The sequence below is a fragment of the Burkholderia sp. LMU1-1-1.1 genome (genome assembly GCF_040675865.1).
In the GTDB taxonomy this organism is placed as follows: Bacteria; Pseudomonadota; Gammaproteobacteria; order Burkholderiales; family Burkholderiaceae_D; genus Rugamonas.
Map to the genome: position 1 here is coordinate 447,874 of NZ_JBEGHG010000034.1, position 23,909 is coordinate 471,782.

The 23,909-nt window shown below is 64.3% G+C and carries 22 protein-coding genes and 1 pseudogene; 8 read left to right on the forward strand and 15 right to left on the reverse strand.

The window, feature by feature from the left end:
* Nucleotides 1–2: 2 nt before the first annotated feature.
* From MRBLMU1_RS23290 to MRBLMU1_RS23315, 6 genes are all read right to left on the reverse strand, one after another.
* Entirely contained in the window at nt 3–1,358 is a 1,356-nt protein-coding gene (locus tag MRBLMU1_RS23290; protein WP_363506451.1) for an HlyD family secretion protein, read from the reverse strand.
* A gap of 2 nt (nt 1,359–1,360) precedes the next feature.
* Nucleotides 1,361–2,596 (reverse strand): radical SAM protein, encoded by a 1,236-nt coding sequence (locus tag MRBLMU1_RS23295; RefSeq protein WP_363506454.1) that lies wholly within the window; start codon nt 2,594–2,596, stop codon nt 1,361–1,363.
* A gap of 247 nt (nt 2,597–2,843) precedes the next feature.
* Nucleotides 2,844–3,287 carry a toxin-activating lysine-acyltransferase gene (locus MRBLMU1_RS23300; protein ID WP_363506457.1) on the reverse strand — a complete coding sequence of 148 codons (444 nt, stop codon included), beginning with the start codon at nt 3,285–3,287 and terminating at the stop codon, nt 2,844–2,846.
* The gene (locus tag MRBLMU1_RS23305) at nt 3,277–5,028 is read right to left on the reverse strand and encodes a hypothetical protein (protein ID WP_363506460.1); all 1,752 of its coding nucleotides are present in this window, start codon (nt 5,026–5,028) and stop codon (nt 3,277–3,279) included. Before MRBLMU1_RS23305 ends, MRBLMU1_RS23300 begins: the two co-directional genes overlap by 11 nt.
* A 37-nt stretch (nt 5,029–5,065) precedes the next feature.
* The gene (locus MRBLMU1_RS23310; RefSeq protein ID WP_363506463.1) at nt 5,066–6,613 is read right to left on the reverse strand and encodes a S41 family peptidase; all 1,548 of its coding nucleotides are present in this window, start codon (nt 6,611–6,613) and stop codon (nt 5,066–5,068) included.
* A gap of 178 nt (nt 6,614–6,791) precedes the next feature.
* Nucleotides 6,792–6,944 carry a hypothetical protein gene (locus MRBLMU1_RS23315; protein ID WP_363506532.1) on the reverse strand — a complete coding sequence of 51 codons (153 nt, stop codon included), beginning with the start codon at nt 6,942–6,944 and terminating at the stop codon, nt 6,792–6,794.
* A gap of 66 nt (nt 6,945–7,010) precedes the next feature.
* On the opposite strand from MRBLMU1_RS23315, the gene MRBLMU1_RS23320 reads away from it, so the two are divergent.
* The 5 genes from MRBLMU1_RS23320 (at nt 7,011) to MRBLMU1_RS23340 (ending at nt 12,876) form a co-directional block, all read left to right on the forward strand.
* Nucleotides 7,011–7,538: a glycosyltransferase domain-containing protein gene (locus tag MRBLMU1_RS23320; protein ID WP_363506523.1), complete on the forward strand. Its 528-nt coding sequence runs from the start codon at nt 7,011–7,013 to the stop codon at nt 7,536–7,538.
* A 145-nt stretch (nt 7,539–7,683) separates the two neighbouring features.
* On the forward strand, nt 7,684–9,321 hold the full coding sequence (locus MRBLMU1_RS23325) for an ABC transporter ATP-binding protein (RefSeq protein WP_363506526.1): 1,638 nt from the start codon (nt 7,684–7,686) through the stop codon (nt 9,319–9,321).
* Nucleotides 9,318–11,081: an ABC transporter ATP-binding protein gene (locus tag MRBLMU1_RS23330; protein WP_363506466.1), complete on the forward strand. Its 1,764-nt coding sequence runs from the start codon at nt 9,318–9,320 to the stop codon at nt 11,079–11,081. The genes MRBLMU1_RS23325 and MRBLMU1_RS23330 overlap by 4 nt, the downstream gene beginning before the upstream one ends.
* Nucleotides 11,082–11,099: 18 nt before the next feature.
* Complete coding sequence (locus MRBLMU1_RS23335) at nt 11,100–12,026, forward strand: hypothetical protein (RefSeq protein ID WP_363506469.1); 927 nt, start codon at nt 11,100–11,102, stop codon at nt 12,024–12,026.
* Between the two features lie 55 nt (nt 12,027–12,081).
* Nucleotides 12,082–12,876: a glycosyltransferase family 2 protein gene (locus MRBLMU1_RS23340; protein WP_363506472.1), complete on the forward strand. Its 795-nt coding sequence runs from the start codon at nt 12,082–12,084 to the stop codon at nt 12,874–12,876.
* Nucleotides 12,877–13,323: 447 nt separating this feature from the next.
* Here the strand turns inward: MRBLMU1_RS23340 and MRBLMU1_RS23345 are convergent, their stop codons facing one another.
* The 4 genes from MRBLMU1_RS23345 to MRBLMU1_RS23360 form a co-directional block, all read right to left on the reverse strand.
* Entirely contained in the window at nt 13,324–13,608 is a 285-nt protein-coding gene (locus tag MRBLMU1_RS23345; RefSeq protein ID WP_363506475.1) for a hypothetical protein, read from the reverse strand.
* A gap of 18 nt (nt 13,609–13,626) precedes the next feature.
* The gene (locus MRBLMU1_RS23350) at nt 13,627–15,852 is read right to left on the reverse strand and encodes a xanthine dehydrogenase family protein molybdopterin-binding subunit (RefSeq protein ID WP_363506529.1); all 2,226 of its coding nucleotides are present in this window, start codon (nt 15,850–15,852) and stop codon (nt 13,627–13,629) included.
* A gap of 65 nt (nt 15,853–15,917) precedes the next feature.
* Nucleotides 15,918–16,946, reverse strand: a complete 1,029-nt coding sequence (locus MRBLMU1_RS23355) for an FAD binding domain-containing protein (RefSeq protein ID WP_363506477.1) — start codon at nt 16,944–16,946, stop codon at nt 15,918–15,920.
* A complete protein-coding gene (locus MRBLMU1_RS23360; protein WP_363506480.1) occupies nt 16,943–17,500 on the reverse strand; it encodes a (2Fe-2S)-binding protein in 558 nt (185 codons plus the stop codon). The genes MRBLMU1_RS23355 and MRBLMU1_RS23360 overlap by 4 nt, the downstream gene beginning before the upstream one ends.
* A 190-nt stretch (nt 17,501–17,690) precedes the next feature.
* On the opposite strand from MRBLMU1_RS23360, the gene MRBLMU1_RS23365 reads away from it, so the two are divergent.
* From MRBLMU1_RS23365 to MRBLMU1_RS23375, 3 genes are all read left to right on the forward strand, one after another.
* Nucleotides 17,691–18,722, forward strand: a complete 1,032-nt coding sequence (locus MRBLMU1_RS23365; protein ID WP_363506483.1) for an SDR family oxidoreductase — start codon at nt 17,691–17,693, stop codon at nt 18,720–18,722.
* A gap of 72 nt (nt 18,723–18,794) precedes the next feature.
* Nucleotides 18,795–19,385: a hemerythrin domain-containing protein gene (locus MRBLMU1_RS23370; RefSeq protein ID WP_363506486.1), complete on the forward strand. Its 591-nt coding sequence runs from the start codon at nt 18,795–18,797 to the stop codon at nt 19,383–19,385.
* Nucleotides 19,366–20,388: a patatin-like phospholipase family protein gene (locus MRBLMU1_RS23375; protein WP_363506489.1), complete on the forward strand. Its 1,023-nt coding sequence runs from the start codon at nt 19,366–19,368 to the stop codon at nt 20,386–20,388. Before MRBLMU1_RS23370 ends, MRBLMU1_RS23375 begins: the two co-directional genes overlap by 20 nt.
* Before the next feature lie 126 nt (nt 20,389–20,514).
* Here the strand turns inward: MRBLMU1_RS23375 and MRBLMU1_RS23380 are convergent, their stop codons facing one another.
* From MRBLMU1_RS23380 to MRBLMU1_RS23400, 5 genes and pseudogenes are all read right to left on the reverse strand, one after another.
* Nucleotides 20,515–21,831, reverse strand: a complete 1,317-nt coding sequence (locus tag MRBLMU1_RS23380) for an acetate kinase (RefSeq protein ID WP_363506492.1) — start codon at nt 21,829–21,831, stop codon at nt 20,515–20,517.
* A 116-nt stretch (nt 21,832–21,947) separates the two neighbouring features.
* The gene (locus MRBLMU1_RS23385; RefSeq protein WP_363506495.1) at nt 21,948–22,451 is read right to left on the reverse strand and encodes a hypothetical protein; all 504 of its coding nucleotides are present in this window, start codon (nt 22,449–22,451) and stop codon (nt 21,948–21,950) included.
* Between the two features lie 11 nt (nt 22,452–22,462).
* Nucleotides 22,463–23,152: a C39 family peptidase gene (locus MRBLMU1_RS23390; protein WP_363506498.1), complete on the reverse strand. Its 690-nt coding sequence runs from the start codon at nt 23,150–23,152 to the stop codon at nt 22,463–22,465.
* Entirely contained in the window at nt 23,149–23,550 is a 402-nt protein-coding gene (locus MRBLMU1_RS23395; protein ID WP_363506501.1) for a hypothetical protein, read from the reverse strand. The genes MRBLMU1_RS23390 and MRBLMU1_RS23395 overlap by 4 nt, the downstream gene beginning before the upstream one ends.
* A gap of 89 nt (nt 23,551–23,639) precedes the next feature.
* Nucleotides 23,640–23,909 (reverse strand): annotated as a pseudogene (locus MRBLMU1_RS23400) (hypothetical protein); the annotation flags it as partial.

Here is a 23,909-nt window from a genome sequence, read left to right on the forward strand (position 1 = left end):
AATTAGAAGGAAAACCGGAACGGTTCAAACATCCATTGCCACACTTTGACCTGTCCGACAATAATATCCGCGTCAAGTGTCATGCCCGGCTTTAACGGCAATGAACCCTCTTGCGCCGATTTATCGATCGTTACTTTGATTCGATAAAGCCCCTCGGGGATGGAGGATTTGGTTTCCCGGCTAGGTTGCGCGTATCCAATTACCGTGCTGGCGACCGACACCGGGAGCTCGGTCGGTGCAAACGGCGTACTGGCGATGTCGCTTATTTTTCCCAAGCGGCGTCCAAATTGCTGATACGGAAACGCATGATATCGGATTGAAACTTTCTGGCCATGTCGTATGCGTCCGATGGCCCGGCTGGGGACGAAGAGGTTGACTTCCAAGTTGCCTGACTCGGGCATAATCGCCAATAAACTCTGGCCGGCGACCACATACTGCCCGACGCCATAGGCGATGTTCGCCACCCGGCCCGGGGCGATCGCAATTTTTCGAATGAGGCTGCGCGAGTCCAGTTCGACGGATTCTTGTTCCAGCGATTCGCTAGCCTGATCCAATTGCGCCAACAACGAACGTGAATTAAACGCGGCGGCCTGGGCTTCGGCTTTCAATGATTCGATATTGGTAAGCATTTGCTCCCTATCTTCCATCAGGCCGTTTAGACTCGATTTCAAAGATAAGATCTTTTCTTCCTCCGCCTCCCGCTGCACCGTTGAGTAAAAACCCTGCTCGGCTAGGGTGGTTACGCGGTCTATCTTTTTCTGCGCGATCGACAATAGTTGCTTTGTATTTAGCAGCTTTTGATCCAGCGACGAGGCGGTGCGGCGGGCGCCGGCGATTTTGACCAATATTTCATCGCTGTGGTGCTGGCTTTCCGCCTTGATAGCCTCCGCTTGCTGCAGTAAAGCCCGGCGTCGGGCGGCTATACGCTGCTTAACGGCATCCGTCGCGCTGCCTGTATTCGTCATATTGTCGGCGGAGACCTCAAATAAGATATCGCCGGGCTTCACCAATTGCCCTTCAGAAACAAGCAGTTTACTCAACGCCCCGGAGATCGGCGAACTCACCGTCGCGCTTCCACTGCCCGAAACAATGATGCCCGTCACCCTGGCTTTTTTTGACACATCCCCGAACACTACGACACCCAGGAGGGCGGTGATGAGGACCGCCGTCACCGCCAACGCAACCCAGTTTCGCCGCGAATGCGCGACAATGATCGTGTAGTGTTCAGAGGACGAGGTTCGTTCCAGCACCTGCTTTCTAAACAGACGCAAGCGGACGCCGCTGCCGTCCGCTTCGGCGCCCGCGACGCTGGACTGGGTTGGCTTCTCTATAACGTGATTCATTTTAAGCAATGACATTGCTAGACATTGGTTGACGCTTTAGCAATCCATTTAATCGGTATCTCCGGCGTCGGCCCCTTGCCTTCGTACTTGGGCATGCCGTGCAGCGGGCATCCCGCAGTGCCCAAATCCAAGGTTTCCAAGCCCCGGAACCACAGTTTGTGTTTATCTTGGTCAATAACAATGCTGCCATCGGCGGCCAGATAGCCGAGATCATTGCGCGTATCGTCCAAGGCCACCGTACACTTGCCGATCCTGCCATTGGCGCGGATAAGCAGATTGTTGGGCTTGGCCGCATAACACATATACGGTTCGGTATTCGATATTTCACTCAGGCGGCGACTTCCTGCCGATTCCGGCAACGACGCTGGTGCCTGGCGGGTCACAGCCCCGCCCTGGGGCGGAATGACCGCGGCCGTGATGGTCGGCGGTGGCGTCGCCACGAAGTTCGGGTCCGCTTTGCGGTAGAGATCGAGAAGATGTCTTTTCACGCCCTCCATCTCGGTCAGCGTCAGCTGGGCCACGACGGTGCGCCCCCCCTCCCCGCCCATATTGCGCAAATGCTGGAAGTCCATTCTAAAGCGCCTGTCCCTGCCGAACTCCTGTTGAATCTCGGCCATCAGCAACTCCAGATTCTCGATATTGTCCCGCCTCACATGTATGCGGATCAGGCAATCGAATTTCCCTGCTAATTGCTTCATCGCCTTCAAATTGCCCCAGATGCGATCAAACGTGCCGGCACCATCCGCACGACGGCGCAGTTTGTCATGCTCATCGCCGACGCCATCCAGTGTGATCTGGTAAAAATCCTGGTTATAGCTTAGCAGCTCTTCGGCTAGCGAAAAATCCAATAAATAAGCGTTGGTTGTCATTCCACTCAAGAAACGCACACCGTGATCGTCGCATGTGCGTTTGGCATGCCGCATCAGCCTTAGTACCACATCCTTGGCAAGCAGCGGCTCGCCGCCAAACCAAGAAAATTGGAGCTCTTTCAGTGAGGAGATCCGCCGTTCGACGAGCAACTCGACCGATCGCTGCAACTGTTCCGACATTCGCCCTATTTGAAAATCTTCATAACAATAGGTGCATCTGAAATTGCATTTTTCCGTGGGAAACAAAGTCAGTTTCTGGTGGGTTGGCGTGGTCGCCGCGCTGATTTGGCGGTGAGTAAATCCGTTTGGAAGGGCGAGATCCGATCGCTTGGCGATCGGCGTGTGGTCAATTGATTCTGTATTTACTTGCGGCTCGGTGTTCATTTCGTATCCTTTTAGATTGTCACACGACTATATTTTTCCTGGAAGCACTCGCCTATCGAATTGGGTGATATCTACCAGATAGCCGGGACTTTTCACCCGCAGCGCCATATCGAAAGTGGAAGATTCACAGAACGACTTTATATGTCAATTAGCGTACTGGCAACACTTTGCGCATTGGTTTTTAATACGCTCAAAACTATGATTATTTGTTTCGACCGACGCGGTGACGCGAACGGCAAATCAAGCACTAGGCAGCCTGAGGTCTGCCGGAAAAGGCGGCCTTTTTTAAGACCAAACGGAATCCGCGATGGGTACGGGTATAAACCCTTATAGCGCCGTTGCGGCGGAAAACGACCAGCCGCTTATTCCGCAAAGATTCCCGGATGTGCGTGCGCAGCACTTGACGGCAACTTTTTTCAAGCGCAACGTCGGTGATGAGGGCGATGCGTCCCTCGTTCCACTCGTATGGATATTTTAAATTCTCATTAAAATCGAGCAAGCGACGAAAGGACTCCTTGTTGATGCCGGCCCATGTTAAATAGCCCACTGGGCGCTCAAGTTGATTTTTAAAAATAGTGAACAAACCATGCTCGCCGGAACGCAGCAGTATCTTGATATTGTCCGGTGAGCTAGTGAGATTCAGGTCCGCCCGCAGCTTGATCAATCGAAGCCCATTTTCATTATGCGACACGGTTTAACTCCCCGCATGTATCGAGAACCTGTAAAAGATCCGCGACCTTGGCCAAATAGACCGAGCAGTCCAAGCCGAGCAAGTCGACCGGCCCCGTTCGGGCTGCAAGGCTCGAAAATTCCGCGCTACCGAAAGCGCGCCACTCGCCGCGCGTGGCATCGCATCGCACGAATAACTGCTGCCCCCCCCGGTACTCGACGCATATGGCGTCGCTTCGGAGCACTGTGATGTCCGATCGATTTTTGGAAAAGATCCAACCGCAGGCGCCCACGTAATGGCCCATCAACGCTTCGATGTTCGATGGCTCACCCTCGATCGCGGCCCATAGCGTGCTTTCCATCCGCCATTTGAAAAAGAGCTCGGCCAGCCGTGCCGGACGAATCGACAGCAGCGCCAAGCGAAAAACATAGCAGCGCAGCGGCTCGACGGCGCCCTCCCCGCGCCACGACGCTTCGATCATTTGGTTGAACGTGTCGACGACACCGCAGCAATGCGACTCGATCCATGCCGACATGCCTGGAGAGCGAACTGCGGCCCGGGGCCGATCGAAGTGCGACATGAACAAAAACTCTATAAAGCTGCCAATCGGATCGTCGGCGGGAAGCACCGTGGGCCAAGTGTCATAGACCACCCGTCCGCTGGACAAAATTGTTGTTACATGCCTGGCGATTCGGCCAAGATGCACGCGCGCGGCAACGGGCAGGCGTTCGAACGGGATGGAGAAGAGATGGCAGACGTGGCGTCGCAAATACTGCGCCGACACGTCATCGAAATATGTCTCCAGTGGCCGAAAATCCAGGCGAAGGCCGTTGTACTTGGCAAAAGTATCAAAAAATTCGCGCGCGATGATCAGCGGTTGGCCCATCTCCTCATAAAAGCACGCGGTGTCACGGTTGCCGCCCCCATGGTTGTCGCGCGAGGGCAAAAAGGTGGTGTTGGTCAGATCGAGCCAGCGCCCGTCAATGCAGATGTTTGACGGCGTTAACGCGCCGTGCATGAGGCGCGCGATCCGCGCGAAGGTGCATTGATTGGCGCAGTTTTTCAAAAATCGCGAGAGCATCACGATAAACTGGTCCGCACCGCCCAGTTGGCGCAGCAACTCGCGCATCGCCACGCGAACCCGGGCGACGTCGTCGGCCAACAGGTGTCGATCTTCCGCAGCGGGTGAAAAATTTCCTGCGCGAAGAAAATTTCCGGGTCTGACAACGGACTCCCGCACCAACAAGGCTCCCCAGCCGGGCTCCAGTCCTTTCCGGTAAGCCGCGTCGGCGCCGGTCAACAGCACGCCATATACCTTGGCCGCGCCCAAAGGAAGGACGTGGTTCAGTACCACGGCATAGATCGCCTCGTGGCACGCATGAGCTGCCTTCAGCCCCCCATAGGTGTGGTGCACGTCCGTACGCGCCCCCGCAAGCAGGTTCCTGCCTATGCCCTTGATCTGATAGTTGCCCAGGTTCCCACATCGCACACCCCCGCCGTTGTAACCAATGCCGCAACCGCCATAGCGTTCGGCCAGCAATTCCACCGGGGCGGAATGATCGAAGCGAAGGCTGGCGAAGCGCTCGGAGTTGGGGATCATGCAGGCGAACCGCTTCCTGAACACTTCAAACAGGTCGACATCGGTGGATAAAGATTCGTCGGCGGCCCACTCTGGATTTACCCAGATGACTTTCCCGTCGAGCATTCTCATCGCTAAAAAACCCGGGTGATTCACGCTGATAGATAAGGAATTGGGCCACATGGATTATCCGGTCAAAAAAAGCAGGGGCCGTTCACGATCAATTCTTTGCCGGCGCCGGGGTAGCCGACGTTGCGATCGCGGTCAGCACCGCGCTTCTGACGGCGGGGGTATCCCTCATATCGACCGTCAGCGGCACCTGGGGGATCCACGGTTCATTGTTTCCGCGCAGCCGGTTGCGCCACACTTTCAACGGCAGGAACAGCAAGTTGCCACTGGGCAGTCGGGCCTTGCCTCTTTCCAGATACACCGTGTCGGCACTGGTGGTCTGGCCCAGATGCACGCTCCCCGGCACGCTGCGCACCAGATCAGCGAAGTCGAGGCAGGCACTGGCGCAATTCTGATCGGTGACCAGTCCGATCGTGCCCTTGAAGCGGCGCAGATGGCCGCCGCGCTTGGCAACGTCGGCTTGGGTCATCCGGTAGTCCGAGTCCTGCCTTATCCAAGGTTCTCCGGCAGCTTTGGCATCCCGCAGGCGTTTGTACATCTGTTCCGCCTCACGGGCTTGCGCGCTATCGCTGCCGTATAACTTGCCCATCCGATCGATATGCGACGCGAACGTCGCGATTGCCACGTCCGATACCCGCCACTGCGCATAGGTGCGCTGCAGGCCGGCCACATCGCCCCTGTCATATTCCAGCCCGCCGGTGGCGGCGTCGAACATTTTTCCGCCGATCCTGCTATCACCGCCTTGATTTCCGCGCACGTCAAAGATAATTTTTTTGACACCGGTCAGTGCCGCTATGTCGGCCAGCATTTTCTCAAGATCGTCCGCGGCCGACGTGCCAGGGCGTAAGTTGAAGTTGGCGGCGAAAATCCACAGCACGCCATCGTTGAACGTATAGGCATTATCACGCTGTCGCGCGCCGCTCGAAATGCCCTTTGCCAGCGCTGGCATCACCTCACGGAAATACGCTTTGGTCGGGAAACTCTTGTACTTGACGTCCAACTGCAGGACTTTGCCTTGGGGCGTGCGGTAAGTGCACTGTTTGAGTTCATCGCCGGCAAACTCACGGGTACTCAGTTGCGAAGCCAATGATTGCATGTCGCTCGCGGTTTGCCGGCGACTGAAATAAGGGGCGTGCCGCTGCTCGATAATCTGCTGCGGCGTTAAACCATCGCAGGAGATCAGCTCGGCGCCGAACGGCGGCAACGCCACCGGCCATTCAGGCAAGATGGCAGTGACCATATAACGTCCGTTGACCAGGGAAATGCCGATGCCGTCGGAATACGTCGCGTCATTCGCTTTTCTTACATTATCGGAATAGACGAAATGTCCATCGCGAAACCCCGTCACATAACTGCGTACGGCCGCCATGGCCGAATTGTAGTCGGTAACGCGGGGAATAAGCTGTCGAGCCTGTTCATAACCTTGCTCGACCCAGCGCTGGAATTCGGGATTCGCCTCGTCTATCCCTCCGGGATGGGAAGACTGGATCACGTCACGCACCGCTTTCAGGTCTGCGGCGGCAAAGGATTGCCACTCATCTCTTGTTTTTTCGGACTGCACGGATTGTCCGATCGCCGGCACCCCGGCAATCGCCAGCCCAAGCGCGAGGGCAAATCTCGAAACCAATAACATGTACATGTGGATCAACACCTTATTTTATTGCGCACCGGGGGGCGATAAGAGAAACGTAACACGGAAGTCAGCGGCCAAACTGATCAAGTTTATGATTTATTTATATATCGACATCATCATCGGCTTGGGCTAGGATTATAAATAATAGAATAAATTTTATCCCGCGTCTTCCGCCGGTCATCGGTCAAAATGGTCCGATTCGGCGCAGGCTTGAATCACGCAAGCTGGCCCGGCGCCTGCCCTTTCTTTTTGGGAATTCAATTTGATTACCGTATTTACCTGTTGTACCGATCGGCGCGATACGCTGCGCGGTGATCAAAATATCGATGGCGCCCATTTCCGCGCCTATGTCGACGCCCAAACGAAACAAGACAGTTGCTGGTCACATGCGCCGGCCTCGACACTGTTTTCGTCGGCGCGCCGCAATGCGCGCATGCACAAGATCCTGTCGCACCAATTCACCGATACCGACTATTCGATCTGGCTCGACGCGAACGTCGCATTGCGGGTCCCGGCGCGGCGCTTGGTCGACGAGTACCTGGGTGACGCCGACCTTGCGGTGTTCCGGCACCGCACCCGCGCCTGCACCTATGACGAGGCGGCGCGCTGCCGCGAACTGGCGCTCGACGACCCAGACGTGATCGATGCGCAAGTGCGCCGGTATCGCGCCGAGGGTCTGCCGGCCGGCCTTGGGCTGCCGGAAACGTCGGTAGTGATACGGCGCCATTCGGGCGCGGTGCGCCGGTTCAACGATGCGTGGTGGAGCGAGCTGTGCCGGCACTCGGTGCGCGACCAGATCGGCTTCATGTACGCAGCCCGCGACACCGGCCTGGCCATCAATCTGTTCACGCCGACCAAATTCGAGCATCCGTATTTTTCGATGACGGCGCGCCCTGCGGGCGCGGAGCGGGCGGCCCATGCCTCCCCCTGAGGAACTGGCCCTGCCGCCCGGCGGCCTCACCGGCCCGGCGAACCGGCCGCAAGCGCGCACTGCGGGCCGTCCGCTGGTCGCGATTCGACGATTGCTGGCAAGCGTGCTGCCGTACCGCCGGTATTTCCTGGCCGCGTTCGCCGGCATGGGGCTGGTGGCGGCCACCGAGCCGGCCCTGGTATGGACGACGAAGTATCTGGTCGATCACGGCTTCGCGGGTCGGCTCGCGAGGTACGAGCTGGTATGGGTGCCGCTCGGCCTGGTCGGGGTCTTCGCCGTGCGCGGCCTGGGGGGATTCGCCACCGGCTACCTGATGATCTGGGTGTCGTCGCATGTGGTCACACGCATGCAGGGCGAGGTCTATCAAGCGATACTGCAGGCGCCGCCCCAGGTCGACAGCCACGAGATGGGCCGCGCGATCAATGTCGTTTCCATCGAGGGGCGGACGGCGCTGGACTTGGTGGAGCGGGTGCTGGTGAAGGTTTTCCGCAACCTGTTCAGCGTCGTCGCGCTGGCCGTGACGATGCTACAGATACACCCTTGGCTGGGCTTGGCGCTGCTCAGCTTCGTGTTTCCGTTCGTCTGGTCGGTTCGCGTGATCGGCCACCGCTTCGAGCAGGCGGTGCAAGCTTATGTCGACGCCAATTCACAGCTGGGCGATGCCGCGGAGGAAGCGCTGACGCATGGCGAGCTGGTGCGCCAGCATGCGGCGGGCGAGTTCGAGGCGCGCCGGCTGGACGCCATCGCGGCGCGCGTCAATAGCGCCTTCCGGGCGATGTCGAGCCGCGCCGGTTTGATGGTGCCCGCCAGCCAGACCGTGGTAGGGGCCTATATCGCCGGCCTGTATTGGGTGCGCCCGATGCTCGGCGACACATTCACCGACGGTGAGTTCGTTGCCATGAGTACCGCGCTGATGCTGATGATGGTGCCGCTGCGCGACCTGGCGTCGGCGAACGCGGCGCTGCTGCGTTCCGTGGTGGCGGCATGGACGATGTTCGCCTCGGTCGACCTGCCGCGCGAGCGCTCGGGCAATCTGCGCCTTGGCGACGACGGCGTGCCGGGCATCGAACTGCGCAATGTCACGGCCACCTATCCGGGCGCGTCGCGCCCGATACTGCGGGGGCTCAGTCTTGCCGTCGCCCCTGGCGAAACGGTGGCGTTGTCCGGCCATTGCGGCAGCGGCAAGAGCAGCGTGCTGAGCTTAATCGCCGGACTGTTGCTCCCCCGCGAAGGCAGCGTGCGCGTCGGCGGCATCTGCGTGAGCGAGCTCGACCTGCCAGCGCTGCGGGCCCGGATCGCGTACGTGGGCCAAGACACCCAGCTGTTCGATGACAGCATCGCCTACAACGTCTGCTACGGCGACGGCGCGCCCGATCCGGAACGCATGTGGAACGCGTTGCGCACGGCCCAACTCGATACGTTCGTGGCGGCGCTACCGGCGGCCGAACGCACGCGCGTCGGGCCCGACGGCGCCTGCCTGTCGGGCGGACAGCGCCAATTGCTGGCGATCGCGCGGGCGGCCTATCGCGACACCCCCATCGTGCTGCTGGACGAGCCGACCTCGGCGCTCGATGGAGAGAGCGAGCTGGCCGTATCGCGCTCGCTCGCCGCCCTGGCGCACGGGCGCACCGTGGTCATGGTCAGCCACAGCCAGGCCGCGCTGGCGGTGGCGGACCGCGTGCTAGTGCTTGATGATGGACGGGGAAAATGGCTGGAGCGCACCGGGCGCGGCGCTGCCGACATCCCGGCGCCGGCCGGCGCCGCGGGGAGGCAATGCGCATGAACGCCGCCAGCGCACCGTCACGGCGGTCCGCCATGGCGCCGGACGAGCCCATCGGTCCGGACCGGGCCGGCGAGCGGTCGATGCCGGCGGACCTGCGGCAGATCTGGCGCACGATTCGCGGCGACTGGATCGCGCTGCTGGCCGTGGCGCTGTGCCTGATAGTGGCCGCGGCCACCCAGCCGGCGTTGGTCGCGGTGGTCAAGTATACGGTCGACTGGGGCAAGGCGCCGCTGCCGCGATGGGTGAGCTATCCGATGCTGCCCGCCGCCGTGCTGCTGATGTTCGCGGTGCAGGGCGCGGCGATGGCCGTGTCGACCCACCTGATGGGCCGCGTCAGCGCCGACCTGATAACTGCCATTCAGCGCCGCCTGTATCGCCAGGCGCTCGGCGGCGACGCCGTGCCGGCGCCGGCGCCGTCGATCGGCCGGGTGATGTACCTGCTGAACTTCGAGATTCGGCAGTGCGCCGACCTCCTGGACCGGGTCACGGGCAAGCTCATCCGCCATTCCCTCAGCTTGCTCGCCTTGTATGCGTCGCTGCTGGTGCTGAACTGGAAACTGACGCTGATCGCGTCGTTGGCGGTGCCGATCGTGTTTGCCGTGTGCAGGGCGGTGTTCGCGCGGGTGCGCCTGGTGACGCGGCGCCAGATCGCAGCGAACGAAAGCATGGCGAACCTGCTTGCCGAGCGCAGCAGAAAAGCGACCGTCGTCAAGCTGCACGGGGCCGTAGCGCTTGAACTGCGCCAGTTCCAGGCGGCCGCCGACCAGTTGCGGGCCGCCCAACTGAAGTTCTATTGCGCCGGCGCGCTGCCGGCGCCGTTGAGCCAGGTGTTGGCGGTGGCGGTCATCGGCATCATCCTTGTCTGCACTCTGCAGGCGGTGAACGCCGGGGCGATGACCAAGGGCTCGGCCGCCGCCTATGTGACTAATCTTTTTCTGATCCTGGCGCCGCTGAAGAACCTGGCCGAGCTTGCCGGCCCCATCCTGCGCAGCATCCTCGGCGCCCAATCGGTCCTGGCGCTGGCGGACCTGTCCGCCGCGCAGTGTCCGCCACCGCGGCCGGGGCCGCCCCTCGGGGGCAACATCGCGTTGCGGCAGGTGACGGCGCGCTACCCGGGGCAGCGGCGGCCCGCGCTTGACAAGGTGGACCTGGCCGCGCGGCCAGGCGAGATCGTGGCCATCATGGGGCCGTCGGGGGCCGGGAAGAGCAGCCTGTTCGAGGTTTTACGGGCCAGGTTGACGCCGGATGCGGGCGATGTGCTGGTCGATGGCCGGCCACTGCGGGAACTGGCACCGGAAGACCTGGGCCGCCACTTGGCCGTGGTCACCCAGCACGCGCGCCTGTTTGATCGGTCGATCCTGGAGAATGTCACCTATGGCGACGAGCGGCCCGATCCCGGGCGGGTCTGGGAGGTGCTTGCGCAAACCCGGCTCGACCAGCTGGTGCGGGCCTTGCCGCAGGGCCTGGACAGCCGGGTCGGCGTCGACGGCCGGCGCCTGTCGGGCGGACAGGTCCGGTTACTGACGATCGCCCGCGCGCTCTACACGCGCGCGCCGGTCATCCTGATGGACGAGCCGACCGCATCGCTGGACGCCGACAACGAACGCAGCCTGTGCGAGGTGATCGCGCAGCTAAGGGGACGCAGGACCGTGCTGCTCATCACGCACAGCCAGACGCTCGCGGCGGTGGCCGACCGTATCGTCGCGATGCGTCCCGGAGGCGTGGTGGCCGGCCAGGCGGCCCGCCCCGCCGCACGCTGACGCGGGAAAGGAAAGCGTATGCGCATGTTCTTCGGGCCGGTCACCGACCAACCCTCCTGGCATTGGGTCGGCGCCGATGTCGCGCGGCGCCTGGCAGACCGCCACGACATCCGTTATTTCCAGACCCTGGACGAGATACCCGACGGCTCCCTGGTGTTCTGGATCAAGCACCCCGGATCGGAACGCATGGCCGCCGAGATCAGGCGCCGCCGCATCGCGCTGCTGTTTTTCCCGGTGGACTGCTTCGCCGACGAGTGCCACATCGCCCGGCATCGGGCCTTTATCGACGCGGCCAGCACCGTGTGCCTGCATGCGCGCAGCCTGGGCCCGTATTTCCCGGCGCAGCGCATTGCCTGGGTGGACCACTACAACAAGTATGGCGTCGCGCATGCGGCGCGCTCCCCCGGCCGCTCCCTGCTGTGGATCGGCGCCTACCAATATCTGCCCTATCTCGTCCATGGTCTGTGCCAGCTGGCACGGCGCCCACGGGAAATCGACGTGCTGACAGATCATTCGTGTCCGCGCGCCCAAGCCGCCGCCGCCAGGCACGCCGGGGAGATCGGCATGCCGGACTTCGCGCGCAGGTTGGGTGGCCTTGGCGTCATCATGCGCGAGTGGTCGGTGCCTGCCCAGCGTGATGCTTTGCTCACTTGCGCCGCCGCGTTCGACTACAAGTTCACCGATTGTTTTAACCAACGCCACAAGCCGCCCACCAAGATACAAAAATACCTCTGTTCCGGCATCCCCTGCGCCATCAACCCGGAGGTCCCTTTCAAGGAGCAACTAGGCGTCGATCTGTGCACGCTGGAAGAATTGGACCGGCTGGTCCTGGACTCGGGCAATGCCGAGGCGGCCGCCGCACGGGCGGAGGATCTCTCGTCGCGCCTCGCGCCAGGTCGTATCGCCAGCGCTTACGAGGCTCTCGCCCACCGCGCCGCCGGCTAGGGCACGGCCGCGTGGCAACCCGAATGACAACCCGAACAGAGAACGGACGACGACGATGAAAAAACTGGTAGTCTGCGTGATCGTCAAAAATGAAGCTCGATACCTGCCCGAATGGTTGGAGTATCATCTACTGCTCGGGGTGGAGCACTTCTATGTCTACGACAACGAAAGTGACGACAACATTCACGACGCCCTGTCGGACTACGACACGCTGGTCACGCTTATCCATTGGCCGGGGCGACTGCGGCAACAACTGCTCGCCTATCAACACTTCTTCCACCACCACGCGCACGACGCGCAATGGGCCGCCGTGATCGACGCCGACGAGTTCATCCGCTATCAAGGCCCCGCCACCCTATCCTCCTTTTTAAGCGAGCAAGCGCCGGACATCGGCGGGCTGGAGTTTCCTTGGATCACGTTCGGTACCAACGGCCACAAGCGTCGTCCGTCCGGTTTGGTCATCGAAAACTATACAATGGCCCATGCGGTGGCCCCGCAGCAAAATTGCAAGTCCCTGTGCCGACCGCTGGCGGTTGACGGCGGGGCGATCAAATCACCGCATCGTCTTGCGTATCGCCCGGGATGGAGCGCTGCCGCCTGCCATCAGGCGGTATTGGCCCTGCATCACTACACGTTGCGCAGCTACGATGATGTCGTCGAAAAAGTTCGACGGGGAGATGCCTGGAGCACGGAGACCCAGGCCGAACGGTGGGCCGATCAGGAGACCGCCGTGGCAGCCCTGATGAAAAAATACGACGGTGGTTCCGTCGTGGAGAAGGCACTACTGCCGTTCGGCAGTGAGATCCACGCCCGTTTTGACGCACGCGTCAAAGCCAGATCGCGGCGATAGGGCGCATCGGGCAGACGCCGAAAACGTGGTCACCATCGCACGGCCGCATGCCAGACGATACCAGCCCGGCGCCGTTGCCGTCTAGTCGAAATCCGTCGCGTGCAAAATCCAGCACTGGAACGCCCGGGCAGGCGCGGATTTTCCGCTGACACGCCAGTTTGATGAATGCCGCCCGTCGGCTGGCTCGGCGCGCAGGCGCGGTCATCGGCGTCGGCCCTGCGCACGGCGCGCCGGCCCTCCTTGCGGATCAACGCCAAGTGCTTGGTTTGAAACACTTCCTCATGCAGGAAATGGTTCTCTCCCACACGCAAAACACCGGCAAGGCCTCCGGCCGGTCGCGGTGGAAGTCCGCGACCCCAACCACGATCATTTCCGGGCCGCCGAGCTTGCTTGACCAGGTTACCGGACGACAACATATTCATAGATCACTCCATGATCGAAAATTCATCAACTTCCGGCCTGTCCGGCCGGTATCCGGCCCACGCACTTATGCCCACCCGTTCGCAATTGGCCGAGTATCTCCATGGCCGCCTTTTCGGCCTCCTGCTCGGCCATCGCCTCGCTGGTCAAGGCGACGTCGGCGGCGACCCGCTTTTTGGGAACGATATTATTCATGTGCATGGGATTGTCCGACGGCGCGAAGATCGCGACATACGCGCCCCAAGCGTCGCAACCCTCCAACGGTTCGGCCGTGTAGTCGACCTCGTAGCCGTCCACGGTTTTTATCGGCATGGCATTCTCCAGTCTTGTCTACGGCAGCATGACCTTGTCCGGCGTCATCGGCGTGCTGCGCACGCGCCGGCCGGTGGCGTGGTAGATGGCGTTGCAGACGGCCGCCGCCACGCCCACCTGGCCGATCTCGCCGACGCCCTTGGCCCCGATCTTGCTCACGATGCGGTCGTCCTCCTGGACGAAGATGACATCGATATCGTGGATGTCGGCGTTGACCGACACGTGGTATTCGCCCAGGTTGTGGTTCATGAAACGCCCCTCGTGATGGTCGCAGAAGGTCTCCTCGTGCAGCGCCTGGCCAATCCCCCATACTACACCGCCGATGATCTGGCTGCGCGCCGTCTTGGCGTTGATGATGCGTCCCGCCGCCACCGCGCTGACCACCCGCGTCACGCGCACGGTGCCGAAGTCGGGATCGACCCGCACCTCGACGAACACCGCCGAATGGGTGGCGCGCTGGTACTTCATCTGCTTGAGCATATTGGGCAGCATCATGTACTTCTCTTCGATGCGCGCCTCGCCGCTGGCGGCCATGATGGCCGTCAGCGGGACGCCGACCTCCGGCCGCGCGATCAGGCGCACGCCGCCGCCGGCAAATTCGACGTCGGCCAGGCGCGCCTTGGCTAGCGGCGAGCCGTCCATCTTCCTGGCCATCTTGAACAGCCGCTCCTTGAGCTTGTCGCAGACGCCATCCACCGCCGAGCCGACGGTCGCCACGTGCGACGAGCCGCCTTCGATCGGCGCCACCGGGAGCGTCGAGTCCCCCAGCTGGAAGCGCACGCGCTCCAGCGGCAGGCCCATGGCGTCGGCGGCGATGATGGCCATCGCCGTGTACGTGCCGGTGCCGATGTCGGTGGCGGCGCTGCTCACCACCAGGTTGCCGTCGGCGTGCAGCACGGCGCTGGCGCGGGCGAACATCTGCATCGCGTCCCACATGCCGGTGGCCATGCCCCAGCCGATCAGCTCGCGCCCTTCGCGCATCGTGCCCGGCTCCAGCGGGCGCTTGGCCCAGCCGAAGCGGGCCGCGCCCTGCTCGTAGCAGGCGCGCAGCTCCTTGGTCGAATACGGCAGGCCGTGGCTGGGATCGACCTCGGCGTAATTCTTCAGGCGCAGCGCCAGCGGGTCCATCTTCAGCGCGTACGACAGCTCGTCCATCGCCACCTCCAGCGCGTGCACGCCGTGCGCCGCGCCAGGCGCGCGCATGTCCATCGGACTGGCGTGGTCGAGGTCGACCAGCTTGTAGCCGAGCCGGATATGCTCGCAGGCGTACAGCTCGCCCGACCAGTTGACCACCACCTCGACGTAATCCTCGATGCGCGACGTCTCGGCCAGGGCTTCGTGGATGATGGCGCTCAGCGTGCCGTCCGGCTCGGCCGCCAGCCTGACGCGCTGCTGCGTTTCCGGCCGGTGGCCAAAGCTGAACATTTGCTGGCGCGTGAGCACCACGCGCACCGAACGCTCCAGCTTGAGCGCGGCCATCACCGCCAGCGGCAACTGATACTGCGGCCGCAGGCCCGAGCCGAAGGCGCCGCCGACGTAGGGGTTGCGCACCGTGACCTTGTCCTTCGACAGGCCGAACACGTGCGACACATACCAGCGGCTGTTCTGCGAGCTCTGGGTCTTGTCGTAGATGGTCAGGTGGCCGTCCGGCCCGCGTATCACGGTGGAGGCGAACATTTCCAGCGGATTGTGGTGCTCGACGCCGCTGTAGTACTCGCCCTCCATCTTCACCGCCGCGTTGTCCCAGCGATCGTCCGGATGGCCCTTGGTGTCGGGCGGCGGCGTGTAGCCGGCCTTGAGGCGGCTCGGCGTGTAGGCGCGGCCGCGATGCTGCAGCAGATAGGTTTCGTGCGGTTCGACGTCGTAGTCGATCTCCACCAGCGCGGCCGCGTAGCGCGCCGCCTCGAACGTCTCGGCCACCACCAGCGCCAGCGGCTGGCCGCTGTAGAGCACCTGGTCGTCGTACAGGGGGCGGAACGGCGAGCCGCCTGGCGCCGTCATGTCCTTGTAAAAGATATCGAAGGAGCGGATGCGCGGCCGGTTCTCGTGCGAGATCACGTCCACCACGCCGGGGACGGCCAGCGCGGCGGCGGCGCGGATCGCCGTGATGCGGCCCTTGGCGACGCTGCCGCTGACGACCACGCCGTACAGCAGCGGTCCTTCGGCGGCCTCCGGCCAATGCTCGGCGGCGTAGCGCGCCTGGCCGGTGACCTTGTCGCGCCCGTCCACGCGCGAGACGGCCATGCCGATGTTGACGTTACCGGTGCCCTGGTCGGCCACGGGGGTGCGCAATGCTTCAATCAGATCGGTCACAGTGGCTCCTTGCCGGCGAATTCATGGGAATTGTCATGCGTGCCTTCGAGCGCCTGCTCGAGCGCGCGGATCACGGCGCGGCGCGCCATCGTGATCTTGAAGTCGTTCTCGCCCTGCCCCCGGGCGCCGGACAGCAGCAGCTCGGCCGCGTGCGCGAACGTCTCCGGGCCGGCGCGCCGGCCGATCAGCGCGGCCTCGGCCAGCGGCGCGCGCCACGGCTTGTGGGCCACGCCGCCCAGCGCCAGCCGGGCGTCGCGCACCACGCCGTCGTCGCCGACGTCGAGCATGGCCGCCACCGACACCAGCGCGAACGCGTACGAGGCGCGGTCGCGGAACTTCAGGTAGGCCGAGTGGGCGGCGAATTGCGCCGCCGGCGGCAATTCGATATGCGTGATCAACTCGCCCAGCGCCAGGGTCGTGTCGCGCTCGGGATGGTCCTCCGGCAACCGGTGGAAATCGGCGAAGGCGATTTGCCGCGCGCCCTCGCCCGAGCGCACGTGCACCACCGCCTCCAGAGCGGCCAGCGCCACGCACATATCCGAGGGATGGGTGGCGATGCAGTGCGCGCTGGCGCCGAGGATGGCGTGCTGGCGCGTCAGGCCGCCGATGGCCGCGCAGCCGCTGCCGGGGTCGCGCTTGTTGCAGGCGGTGGCGAGGTCGTAGAAATAATGGCAGCGGGTGCGCTGCAGCAGGTTGCCGCCGTTGCTGGCCATGTTGCGGATCTGCGGCGAGGCGCCGGCCAGGATCGCCGCCGTCAACAGCGGGTAGCCGTCGCGCACCAGCGGATGATAGGCGGTATCGGCGTTGCGCGCGGTCGCGCCCAGCAGCAAGCCGCCGGACTCGGCCGGCTCGATCGCATCGAGCCGCAGGCCGTTGATGTCGACCAGCGTGCTCGGCCGCATCACCTGTTCCTTCATCAGGTCGATCAGGTTGGTGCCGCCGGCGATGAACGCCCGCCCGCTGATATGTTGATGGCCGAGCGCGCCGGCCACATCGGCCGCTTCGACGTAGGTGATCGGATTCATGCGGGCACCGTCCCCGGCAGATACGGCCGGTCCGGGTTGTCCTTGCGTTCCGGCAGCCCCATGACCTCGGTGACGGCGGCGACGATGCCGGGATAGGCGCCGCAGCGGCAGACATTGCCGCTCATCAATTCGCGCACCTCGGCGACGGTGTTCGCCTCCCCCTCGTTCATCAAGCCAACGGCCGAGCACAGCTGGCCGGGCGTGCAATAGCCGCACTGGAAGGCGTCATGCTTGATAAAGGCCTGCTGCAGCGGATGCAGCCGGGCGCCATCGGCCAGGCCCTCGACGGTGGTGATGTCCTTGTCGTTCTGCATCACCGCCAAGGTCAGGCACGAGTTGATGCGCTTGCCGCCGACCAGCACGGTGCAGGCGCCGCACTGGCCGTGGTCGCAGCCTTTCTTGCTGCCTGTCAAGCCGGCCCGTTCGCGCAGCAGGTCCAGCAGGGTGACCCAGGCCTCCACCTCGAAGCGGTGCGGCTGGCCGTTGATGCGCAGGTTGACGGGATAGGTGCCGATGGCCGCGCCGGTCGGCGCGACGGTGAGATGGTCGTCCATGGGGATTCCTGAAATGGGTAGCCCCCACTGTAGCCAGCACAGTTGAAGGCGACCGTGTGTCAGCGCACGCTGGCGCGCGTTTAGCGCACTCATCGTCACACGTCACTGTCCTACTTCCTCCTTCGGGAAACGCCTACAGCGCATGTCACGCGGCGCGTGCATGATGGCGGCTCTATCTTCGGAGGACAACATGCCAACTCGATTGAAACCTTTACATTCCCAAGTGATGGTCATCACCGGCGCCACCAGCGGCATCGGCTTGACCACCGCGCGCGCCGCCGCGCGCAAGGGCGCCAGCCTGGTGCTGGCGGCCCGCGACAGCACCGCGCTCGATACCCTGGTGGCCGAACTGCGGGGCGCCGGCGCAGAGGCCCTGGCGGTGCCGACGGACGTGGGCAACCGGGACGAGGTCGCCGCGCTGGGACGGGCGGCCATACAGCGTTTCGGGCGCATCGACACCTGGGTCAACAACGCCGGCATCTCGATTTATGGGCGCAACCAGGACGTGCCCCTGGCGGACCAGGAAAAGTTATTCCAAACCAATTTTTGGGGCGTCGTACACGGTTCCCTGGTGGCGCTGGACTTAATGAAGGCCGAAGGCGGCGCGCTCATCAATCTTGGCAGCGAACTGTCCGACCGCGCCGTGCCGCTGCAGGGGATGTACTCGGCCTCCAAGCACGCGGTCAAAGGCTTCACCGACTCGCTGCGGATGGAAATCGAGAAGGACAAGGTCCCCATTGCCGTCACGCTGGTCAAGCCGGCCGGCATCGACACCATGTTCACCGGCCACGCCCGCAACTACATGGCAAACGAACCCGAGTTGCCGGCCCCCTTGTACGCGCCGGAGCTGGTGGCCGACGCGATCCTGTACGCGGCCGAGCATCCGCGCCGCGACATCTATGTCGGCGGCGCCTCGAAGATGGTCTCGCTGGAGGGACGGGTCATGCCGCGCGCGCTCGACAAATTCATGAACCTGTTCATGTTCGGCCAGCAGCAAAAAAACCAGCCGTCATCGCCGAACCGGGTGGACGCGCTGTACGGCCCGAATGGAATGGAATTGCAGCAACGCCAGGGAGGCCGCGAGAGCAAGGTACATGAGCACTCGGCCTACACCTACCTGAGCACGCGCGGCCGGCCGCTGGTCATGTCGTTGCTGGTGGGCGGCACGTTGTTGGCCGCGTGGAAACTCACCGCCCAGGCGGCCGCCGAGCGCGCGGAATAACCTGAATGCCGTACCGGGATGCGCGTCGCCGGCGGCGCGTCCCGGAGCAACGTCCACTTAAAGGAGTCAGCCATGTTTACGCTCAGCAAACTCAGTCCCTCGATCACCGATATGATCCGGATGGATCACAGCCATGTGCTGCTCGCCTTTCACCAATACACGGGCGGCGCCAGCAAGCGGGTGAAAAAGGCGCTCACCACCCATATCTGCACCGCGCTGGAAATCCACGCCATGCTGGAGGAGGAATATTTTTATCCAACCATGCGCCGGATCAGCCCGGACCCCGTCGTCGCCAAGAGCGAGCCCGAACACGATGAGATGCGGCTGCTGATCGCCCGGCTGCGCGCCAGCACGACGATCGATGAACAACACGACCAGTTGCTGATGGAGCTCATGCGCATCGTGCTGCACCACGTGGCCGACGAGGAAACGGTGTTGCTGGCCGCCGCCGAGAAGCTGCTCAGCGCCGATGAGCTCAGCAAGATGGGGGTCGAGATGTCCAAGCGGCGGCTGCAGTTGGTCGGGGGCAAGGCTGGCACGATCGCCGCCAGTGGCGTGGTCGGCTTCTCCGGCAGCACCACCGCCCTGGTCCTGGCGCTGGCCGGCGGCATCGCGGCGGCACACTACCTGAAAGGGGCGGCCGATGCGCGACGTCTTAACTAAAACGGTCAGCCTGGGCCTGCAGGGGGCCGGCGCGTACGGTGCCTTCACCTGGGGCGTGCTCGACCGGCTGCTCGATGAGGAGGATCTGTCCATCGCGCGTCTGAGCGGCAGCAGCTCCGGCGCGGTCAACGCCGCCGTGCTGGCCGACGGCTACGCCGGCGGCGGCGGCCGGCGCGGCGCGCAACGGGCGTTGCGGCGCTTTTGGACCGGGCTGGCGATGGCGGCCACGTTCAGTCCGATGCGGCGCACCTTGCTCGACCACCTGGTCGGCGGCTGGACGATGGAGGGTTCGCCCGCCTACCACGGGCTGGAGATGGCCGGCATGCTGGCCGGGCCCGTGTTCGAGATTCCGTTCACGCACAATCCGCTGCGCATCTTGCTGTCGAGTTTGATCGACTTCGACCGGGTGCGCGCCAGCGACACGATCCCCGTGTTCATCGCGGCCACCAATGTGCGCACCGGCAAGGGCCGCATCTTCCCGAGCGAAGAAATCACCGTGCAGTCGCTGCTGGCGTCGGCGTGCCTGCCGACGGTGTTCGCCGCCGTCGAGGTGGACGGGGAAAGCTACTGGGACGGCAGCTATGTGGCCAACCCGCCGCTGGCGCCGTTGCTCGACAGCGCCGCTGACGACGTGATCGTGGTGCAGAACAATCCGGTCTCGCGCTCGACCATGCCACGCAGCCTGGCGGACATCAGCAACCGCGCCAATGAAATCGCCTTCAACATCAGCTTCGTGCGCGAACTCGCCTCGCTCAAGCACGTACTGGCCGCGCCCGACGAGGAGCAAGGCACCTCCGTGCACGCCAGCCGGTCGCGCCTTCACCTGATCAGCGGGAACGACACGTTGTCGGACTACCGCGTGTCGAGCAAGTTCAACGCGGAACTCGATTTCATCACCCATCTGCACGGGCGCGGCGTGGAGGCGGCCGATGAATGGTTGCGGACTCATGCCGGCCAGCTCGGGGTGCGCTCGACACTCGACCTCGAGCGGGCGTTCGCCTGACCACGCCAGGCGTCCGCGCCGTCACGCCAGATCAACCGGCCGGCGCGGCGTGCCGTGGGCGCCGCAGTCGCGGCAATCGTTGCAACCGGTTGCCCGCGCACGACGCGCCCATCCTGCCGCGCTGCGCTACAAGCTCAGTGGCAGCCGCACCGACAGCGTCACGTCCGGCGTGTCGCGCGTCAGGCCGGCGCCGACCGAGACGTTGAGCGAGCGCTGCGCGCTGAAGCGATAGGAAAAGCCCATCAGCAAGGTCCCCAGCTGGGTCCGCACCGAACCCGGCACGGCCACGCCGTTCTGCTTGATCCGCGCCACCGAATCGTGGTTGTAGCCCAGGCTCAGGGAGGCCTTGTCGTTCAGCGCCAACCCCATGCCGAAGTTAAAGCCGATCACGCCGCCCGGTGCCAGGGTGCCCAGGTCTTCCCACGCCCCGTCGAGCACCATGCGGCGCACGCCGCTGCGCTTGACGTTGTGCAGATAGCTGACGCTGCCGAAGAAGATGGCCGGATCGGACGGGAACAGCCAGGTCAGGCTGGGCTGCATGCCATAGAAGCCGGAGCCGGTCGGCAGGTCCAGCGGCAGGCCGGTGCCGCTGGCGTTCGGCCCCACGCAGCGCTGCACGCAGTCGGTCACCACCTCGAAGGGATCGCGGCCGGTGCGCGACTTGATGCGCAGGCCGGCCACGTAATACGAGCGGTCGGCGCCGCCGTCGTTGAGCTGGTGGCGCAGCGCCAGCTCGACGTCGCCGAGCGCCCGGCCGCTGGTGTGGAATACTTTTTCCACCGCCGTGCCGGTGAAGATTTCGCGGCTGACGGTGGAATCGGAACGGTAGACATAGGGCACCCGCAACTCCAGCTCGGTGCGGCTGCCGAGGCCGTAGCGCACGGCCAGCGCGGCCGTCATCGTGTTGCGCTTGACCTCGCGCACGTCGATCAGGCCGATCAGCAGTGCCGGAATGATGGTGTAGCCCACCAGCGCCACCCGGTTGCTGGACGCGTAGCCGAACTGGTAGGACGGCTCGAGCACGTATTTGCCCTTCGGCGTCAGCACGCCGGGCGCCTCGAACAGCGGCGCCACTTCGGGCGGGCGGCCGTCGCGCGCCGGCGCCTGGCCGACCGTTTCCTGGACCGGCGGGGCCGCCGCAGGCCGCGCCGGCTGCTCGGCCGAGGCGGCCCCGACGCCGACGCCGGTGCCACGCTGCGCCTGCAATTGCAGCGGCGGCACCGGCGCGGCGCCGAGCGCGGTCTTCTGCGCCGCCAACTCGCGCCGCAGGGCGTTCAGCAATTCCCGCTGCTCGGCCAGCTGGCCCTTGAGGTTCGCCAGCTCGGCCGCGAGGTCGGCCGGGGCGCCCGGAGCACCTGCGGGCGCCTGCGCCTGCGTCGTCAGGCTCGACAGCGTCAGGGATAAACCGACGCAACCTCTGCGCACAAAATAGGCCAGCTGCATGCTACGCTCCTTGAAAAGGCGTGGATGAATCGACGGTATTACGCAATCGGTGGCGCGGCCGGCGCGCTCAGCGCGGCACCAGCGTGGCGGCCAGCGCCTGGCGGCGGCCGGCGCGCTCAGCGCGGCACCAGCGTGGCGGCCAGCGCCTGGCGCAGGCTGCCTTCAAAACCAAGCCCCTTGAGCGCGGCCAGCGTGTTGACCGCGGCGTTGATGGTGGTTTGGCTACGGATCAATTGATCGCTGAGACTGTTCTGGATCAGCAACGCCGACATCGCCTGCGGCGCCAGCACGGGATCGACGACGCCGTTGCCGGCGCCGTTTTGCACCAATTGGTAAGGCGCCAGCGCGGCGCGCACCAGCGCCGCCTCGCCGCCGGTGATGCGCGACAGGTCGGCCACGTTGAAGCGGGTGTTCGACACCTGTTCGCCGTTGATGGTCACCAGCCGCTCCAGGCCCAGCGACACCGCCAGGTTGCCGTCGAAGCCGCCGCGCGTGGCCTCCAGCCGCGCGTCCGGCACCGGCGTCGCGTCGAAGGGACCCGGGGCGGCTCCGGCCGCCGGCGCGGCGCCCCACAGCGCGACGCCCCACAGCGTGATGTTCAAGCGGCGATGCCAGGCCATGATGTCCCTCCCTAGAAATTACCGTCGCCCAGCGTGGGCAGCGACAAGCGCTGCAGGCCGTCGCGCTCGATCGCGTCGGCCGGCCGCGCCTGCGGCGCCAGCCGCCAGTCCGCCGCCGCGTTGAAGCGCGGCTTGCCCGGCGTGTCATGGATGACGAACAACAAATGGTTTTGCCAGGCCGCGTCGAAGCGGCCGCGGCCCATGGCGCGGGTGCCGCCGGACGGGTCGCCGATCAGCACCCGGTCGTCCCGCAAGCCCTTGACCACGACAAAATGATGGTAGCCATTCTCGACCAGCAGCACGATCGCCGGAAAGCCGGCCTCGGTCAGTTTTTCGAGCGGCAGTTCGAAGCCGTCGGCGGCGAAACCGCGCGTGGCCAGGAAACGCTTGATGTCGAGCAGCGAGAAGCCGTCGCGGCGGATGCGCGCCTGGTCGCCGCTGCGGAACATTTCCTCGAACGCCAGTTGTTCGCTGATCGGATAATCATAGTGGTATGTCAGCAACGTCGCCAGCGCGGCCGAGCCGCAACTGAAGTCCAGGTGCTGCCGCGCCGTGGTCTGGTAGCGCGCCTCCTTCAGGCTGGCCACGTTGACGCGGAAGCTGCCGCCGCCCACGGCGAGGTCGGCGCCGGCTACCGGCGCCGACAGCGCCAGCGCCAGCGCCAGCGCCGTACACACACAACGGATCGGCGGCGCGTTCATTTGAATTGAACGTTGATGATGGTCGCGTTCTGGATCAGCACGTTGGCGCCCGAGTTCTGTATCACCATCGGCAAGCCGGAGGCGTTGCTGAACGAGCCCTCGGTGATGACGTTGGCGCCCGACGCCACGGCAACCGCGCTGTTGCCGCTGACCGCCCCGTTCAGTTTCATATCGCTCCACGGCGACTCGCTGCCGCCGCGCAGCGCGGCCAGCCGCTCCTCGGCCAGCGGCGCGGCAAACACCTCGCCGCCCCGCCGCTGCGCGCCGGCCGCCGGCGCCGTCTCCGACGTCACGGCGGCATCGGCCGGTGACACGGGCGGCGCCGCCTGCTGCGCCGCGCACGTCGCGGACAACGCGAACAGCAGCGCCGCCATTCCCTGCCTGGACAGGTTCAGCATAAGGTTCTCCTTATCGCGCGCCTCGCGGCGCGCTCTGCGATACAAAGCGGCGGGACCGCGCCCCGGCGGGGGCCGTCCCGCCGTTGCCGCTAGCGGCCGACGCTCATGTTGGCCTGGACGTTGACGCTTTGCTGGATCAGCGAAGAGAAGCCGTTGTTCTGGCTGACCGTCATGATCCCGGCCGCCGACTGGCCGACGCTGGTCATCGTGTTCGACATGTCGAACGTCCCGGCATTCACGCTGAGGGTGCCGCCTGCGCCGCCCGCGCCGCCGTTGCCGGTGCCGCCCGCGGCGTTGCCGGCCGTCTGCGTCCCGCCGGCGCCGCCCGCACCGGCGGTGTTGCTGCCGCCCGCGCCGCC

Bases quoted from the DNA above. Each gene is read 5' to 3' on its own strand.
- MRBLMU1_RS23385 (WP_363506495.1), bottom strand. From the start codon at position 22,451: ATGGCCTGGCATCGCCGCTTGAACATCACGCTGTGGGGCGTCGCGCTG.
- MRBLMU1_RS23335 (WP_363506469.1), top strand. From the start codon at position 11,100: ATGCGCATGTTCTTCGGGCCGGTCACCGACCAACCCTCCTGGCATTGG.
- MRBLMU1_RS23370 (WP_363506486.1), top strand. From the start codon at position 18,795: ATGTTTACGCTCAGCAAACTCAGTCCCTCGATCACCGATATGATCCGG.
- MRBLMU1_RS23330 (WP_363506466.1), top strand. From the start codon at position 9,318: ATGAACGCCGCCAGCGCACCGTCACGGCGGTCCGCCATGGCGCCGGAC.
- MRBLMU1_RS23310 (WP_363506463.1), bottom strand. From the start codon at position 6,613: ATGTACATGTTATTGGTTTCGAGATTTGCCCTCGCGCTTGGGCTGGCG.
- MRBLMU1_RS23295 (WP_363506454.1), bottom strand. From the start codon at position 2,596: ATGAACACCGAGCCGCAAGTAAATACAGAATCAATTGACCACACGCCG.
- MRBLMU1_RS23365 (WP_363506483.1), top strand. From the start codon at position 17,691: ATGCCAACTCGATTGAAACCTTTACATTCCCAAGTGATGGTCATCACC.
- MRBLMU1_RS23380 (WP_363506492.1), bottom strand. From the start codon at position 21,831: ATGCAGCTGGCCTATTTTGTGCGCAGAGGTTGCGTCGGTTTATCCCTG.
- MRBLMU1_RS23395 (WP_363506501.1), bottom strand. From the start codon at position 23,550: ATGCTGAACCTGTCCAGGCAGGGAATGGCGGCGCTGCTGTTCGCGTTG.
- MRBLMU1_RS23345 (WP_363506475.1), bottom strand. From the start codon at position 13,608: ATGCCGATAAAAACCGTGGACGGCTACGAGGTCGACTACACGGCCGAA.
- MRBLMU1_RS23290 (WP_363506451.1), bottom strand. From the start codon at position 1,358: ATGTCATTGCTTAAAATGAATCACGTTATAGAGAAGCCAACCCAGTCC.
- MRBLMU1_RS23355 (WP_363506477.1), bottom strand. From the start codon at position 16,946: ATGAATCCGATCACCTACGTCGAAGCGGCCGATGTGGCCGGCGCGCTC.
- MRBLMU1_RS23315 (WP_363506532.1), bottom strand. From the start codon at position 6,944: ATGGGCGCCATCGATATTTTGATCACCGCGCAGCGTATCGCGCCGATC.
- MRBLMU1_RS23350 (WP_363506529.1), bottom strand. From the start codon at position 15,852: ATGGCCGTCTCGCGCGTGGACGGGCGCGACAAGGTCACCGGCCAGGCG.
- MRBLMU1_RS23390 (WP_363506498.1), bottom strand. From the start codon at position 23,152: ATGAACGCGCCGCCGATCCGTTGTGTGTGTACGGCGCTGGCGCTGGCG.
- MRBLMU1_RS23305 (WP_363506460.1), bottom strand. From the start codon at position 5,028: ATGTGGCCCAATTCCTTATCTATCAGCGTGAATCACCCGGGTTTTTTA.
- MRBLMU1_RS23375 (WP_363506489.1), top strand. From the start codon at position 19,366: ATGCGCGACGTCTTAACTAAAACGGTCAGCCTGGGCCTGCAGGGGGCC.
- MRBLMU1_RS23360 (WP_363506480.1), bottom strand. From the start codon at position 17,500: ATGGACGACCATCTCACCGTCGCGCCGACCGGCGCGGCCATCGGCACC.
- MRBLMU1_RS23325 (WP_363506526.1), top strand. From the start codon at position 7,684: ATGGGGCTGGTGGCGGCCACCGAGCCGGCCCTGGTATGGACGACGAAG.
- MRBLMU1_RS23340 (WP_363506472.1), top strand. From the start codon at position 12,082: ATGAAAAAACTGGTAGTCTGCGTGATCGTCAAAAATGAAGCTCGATAC.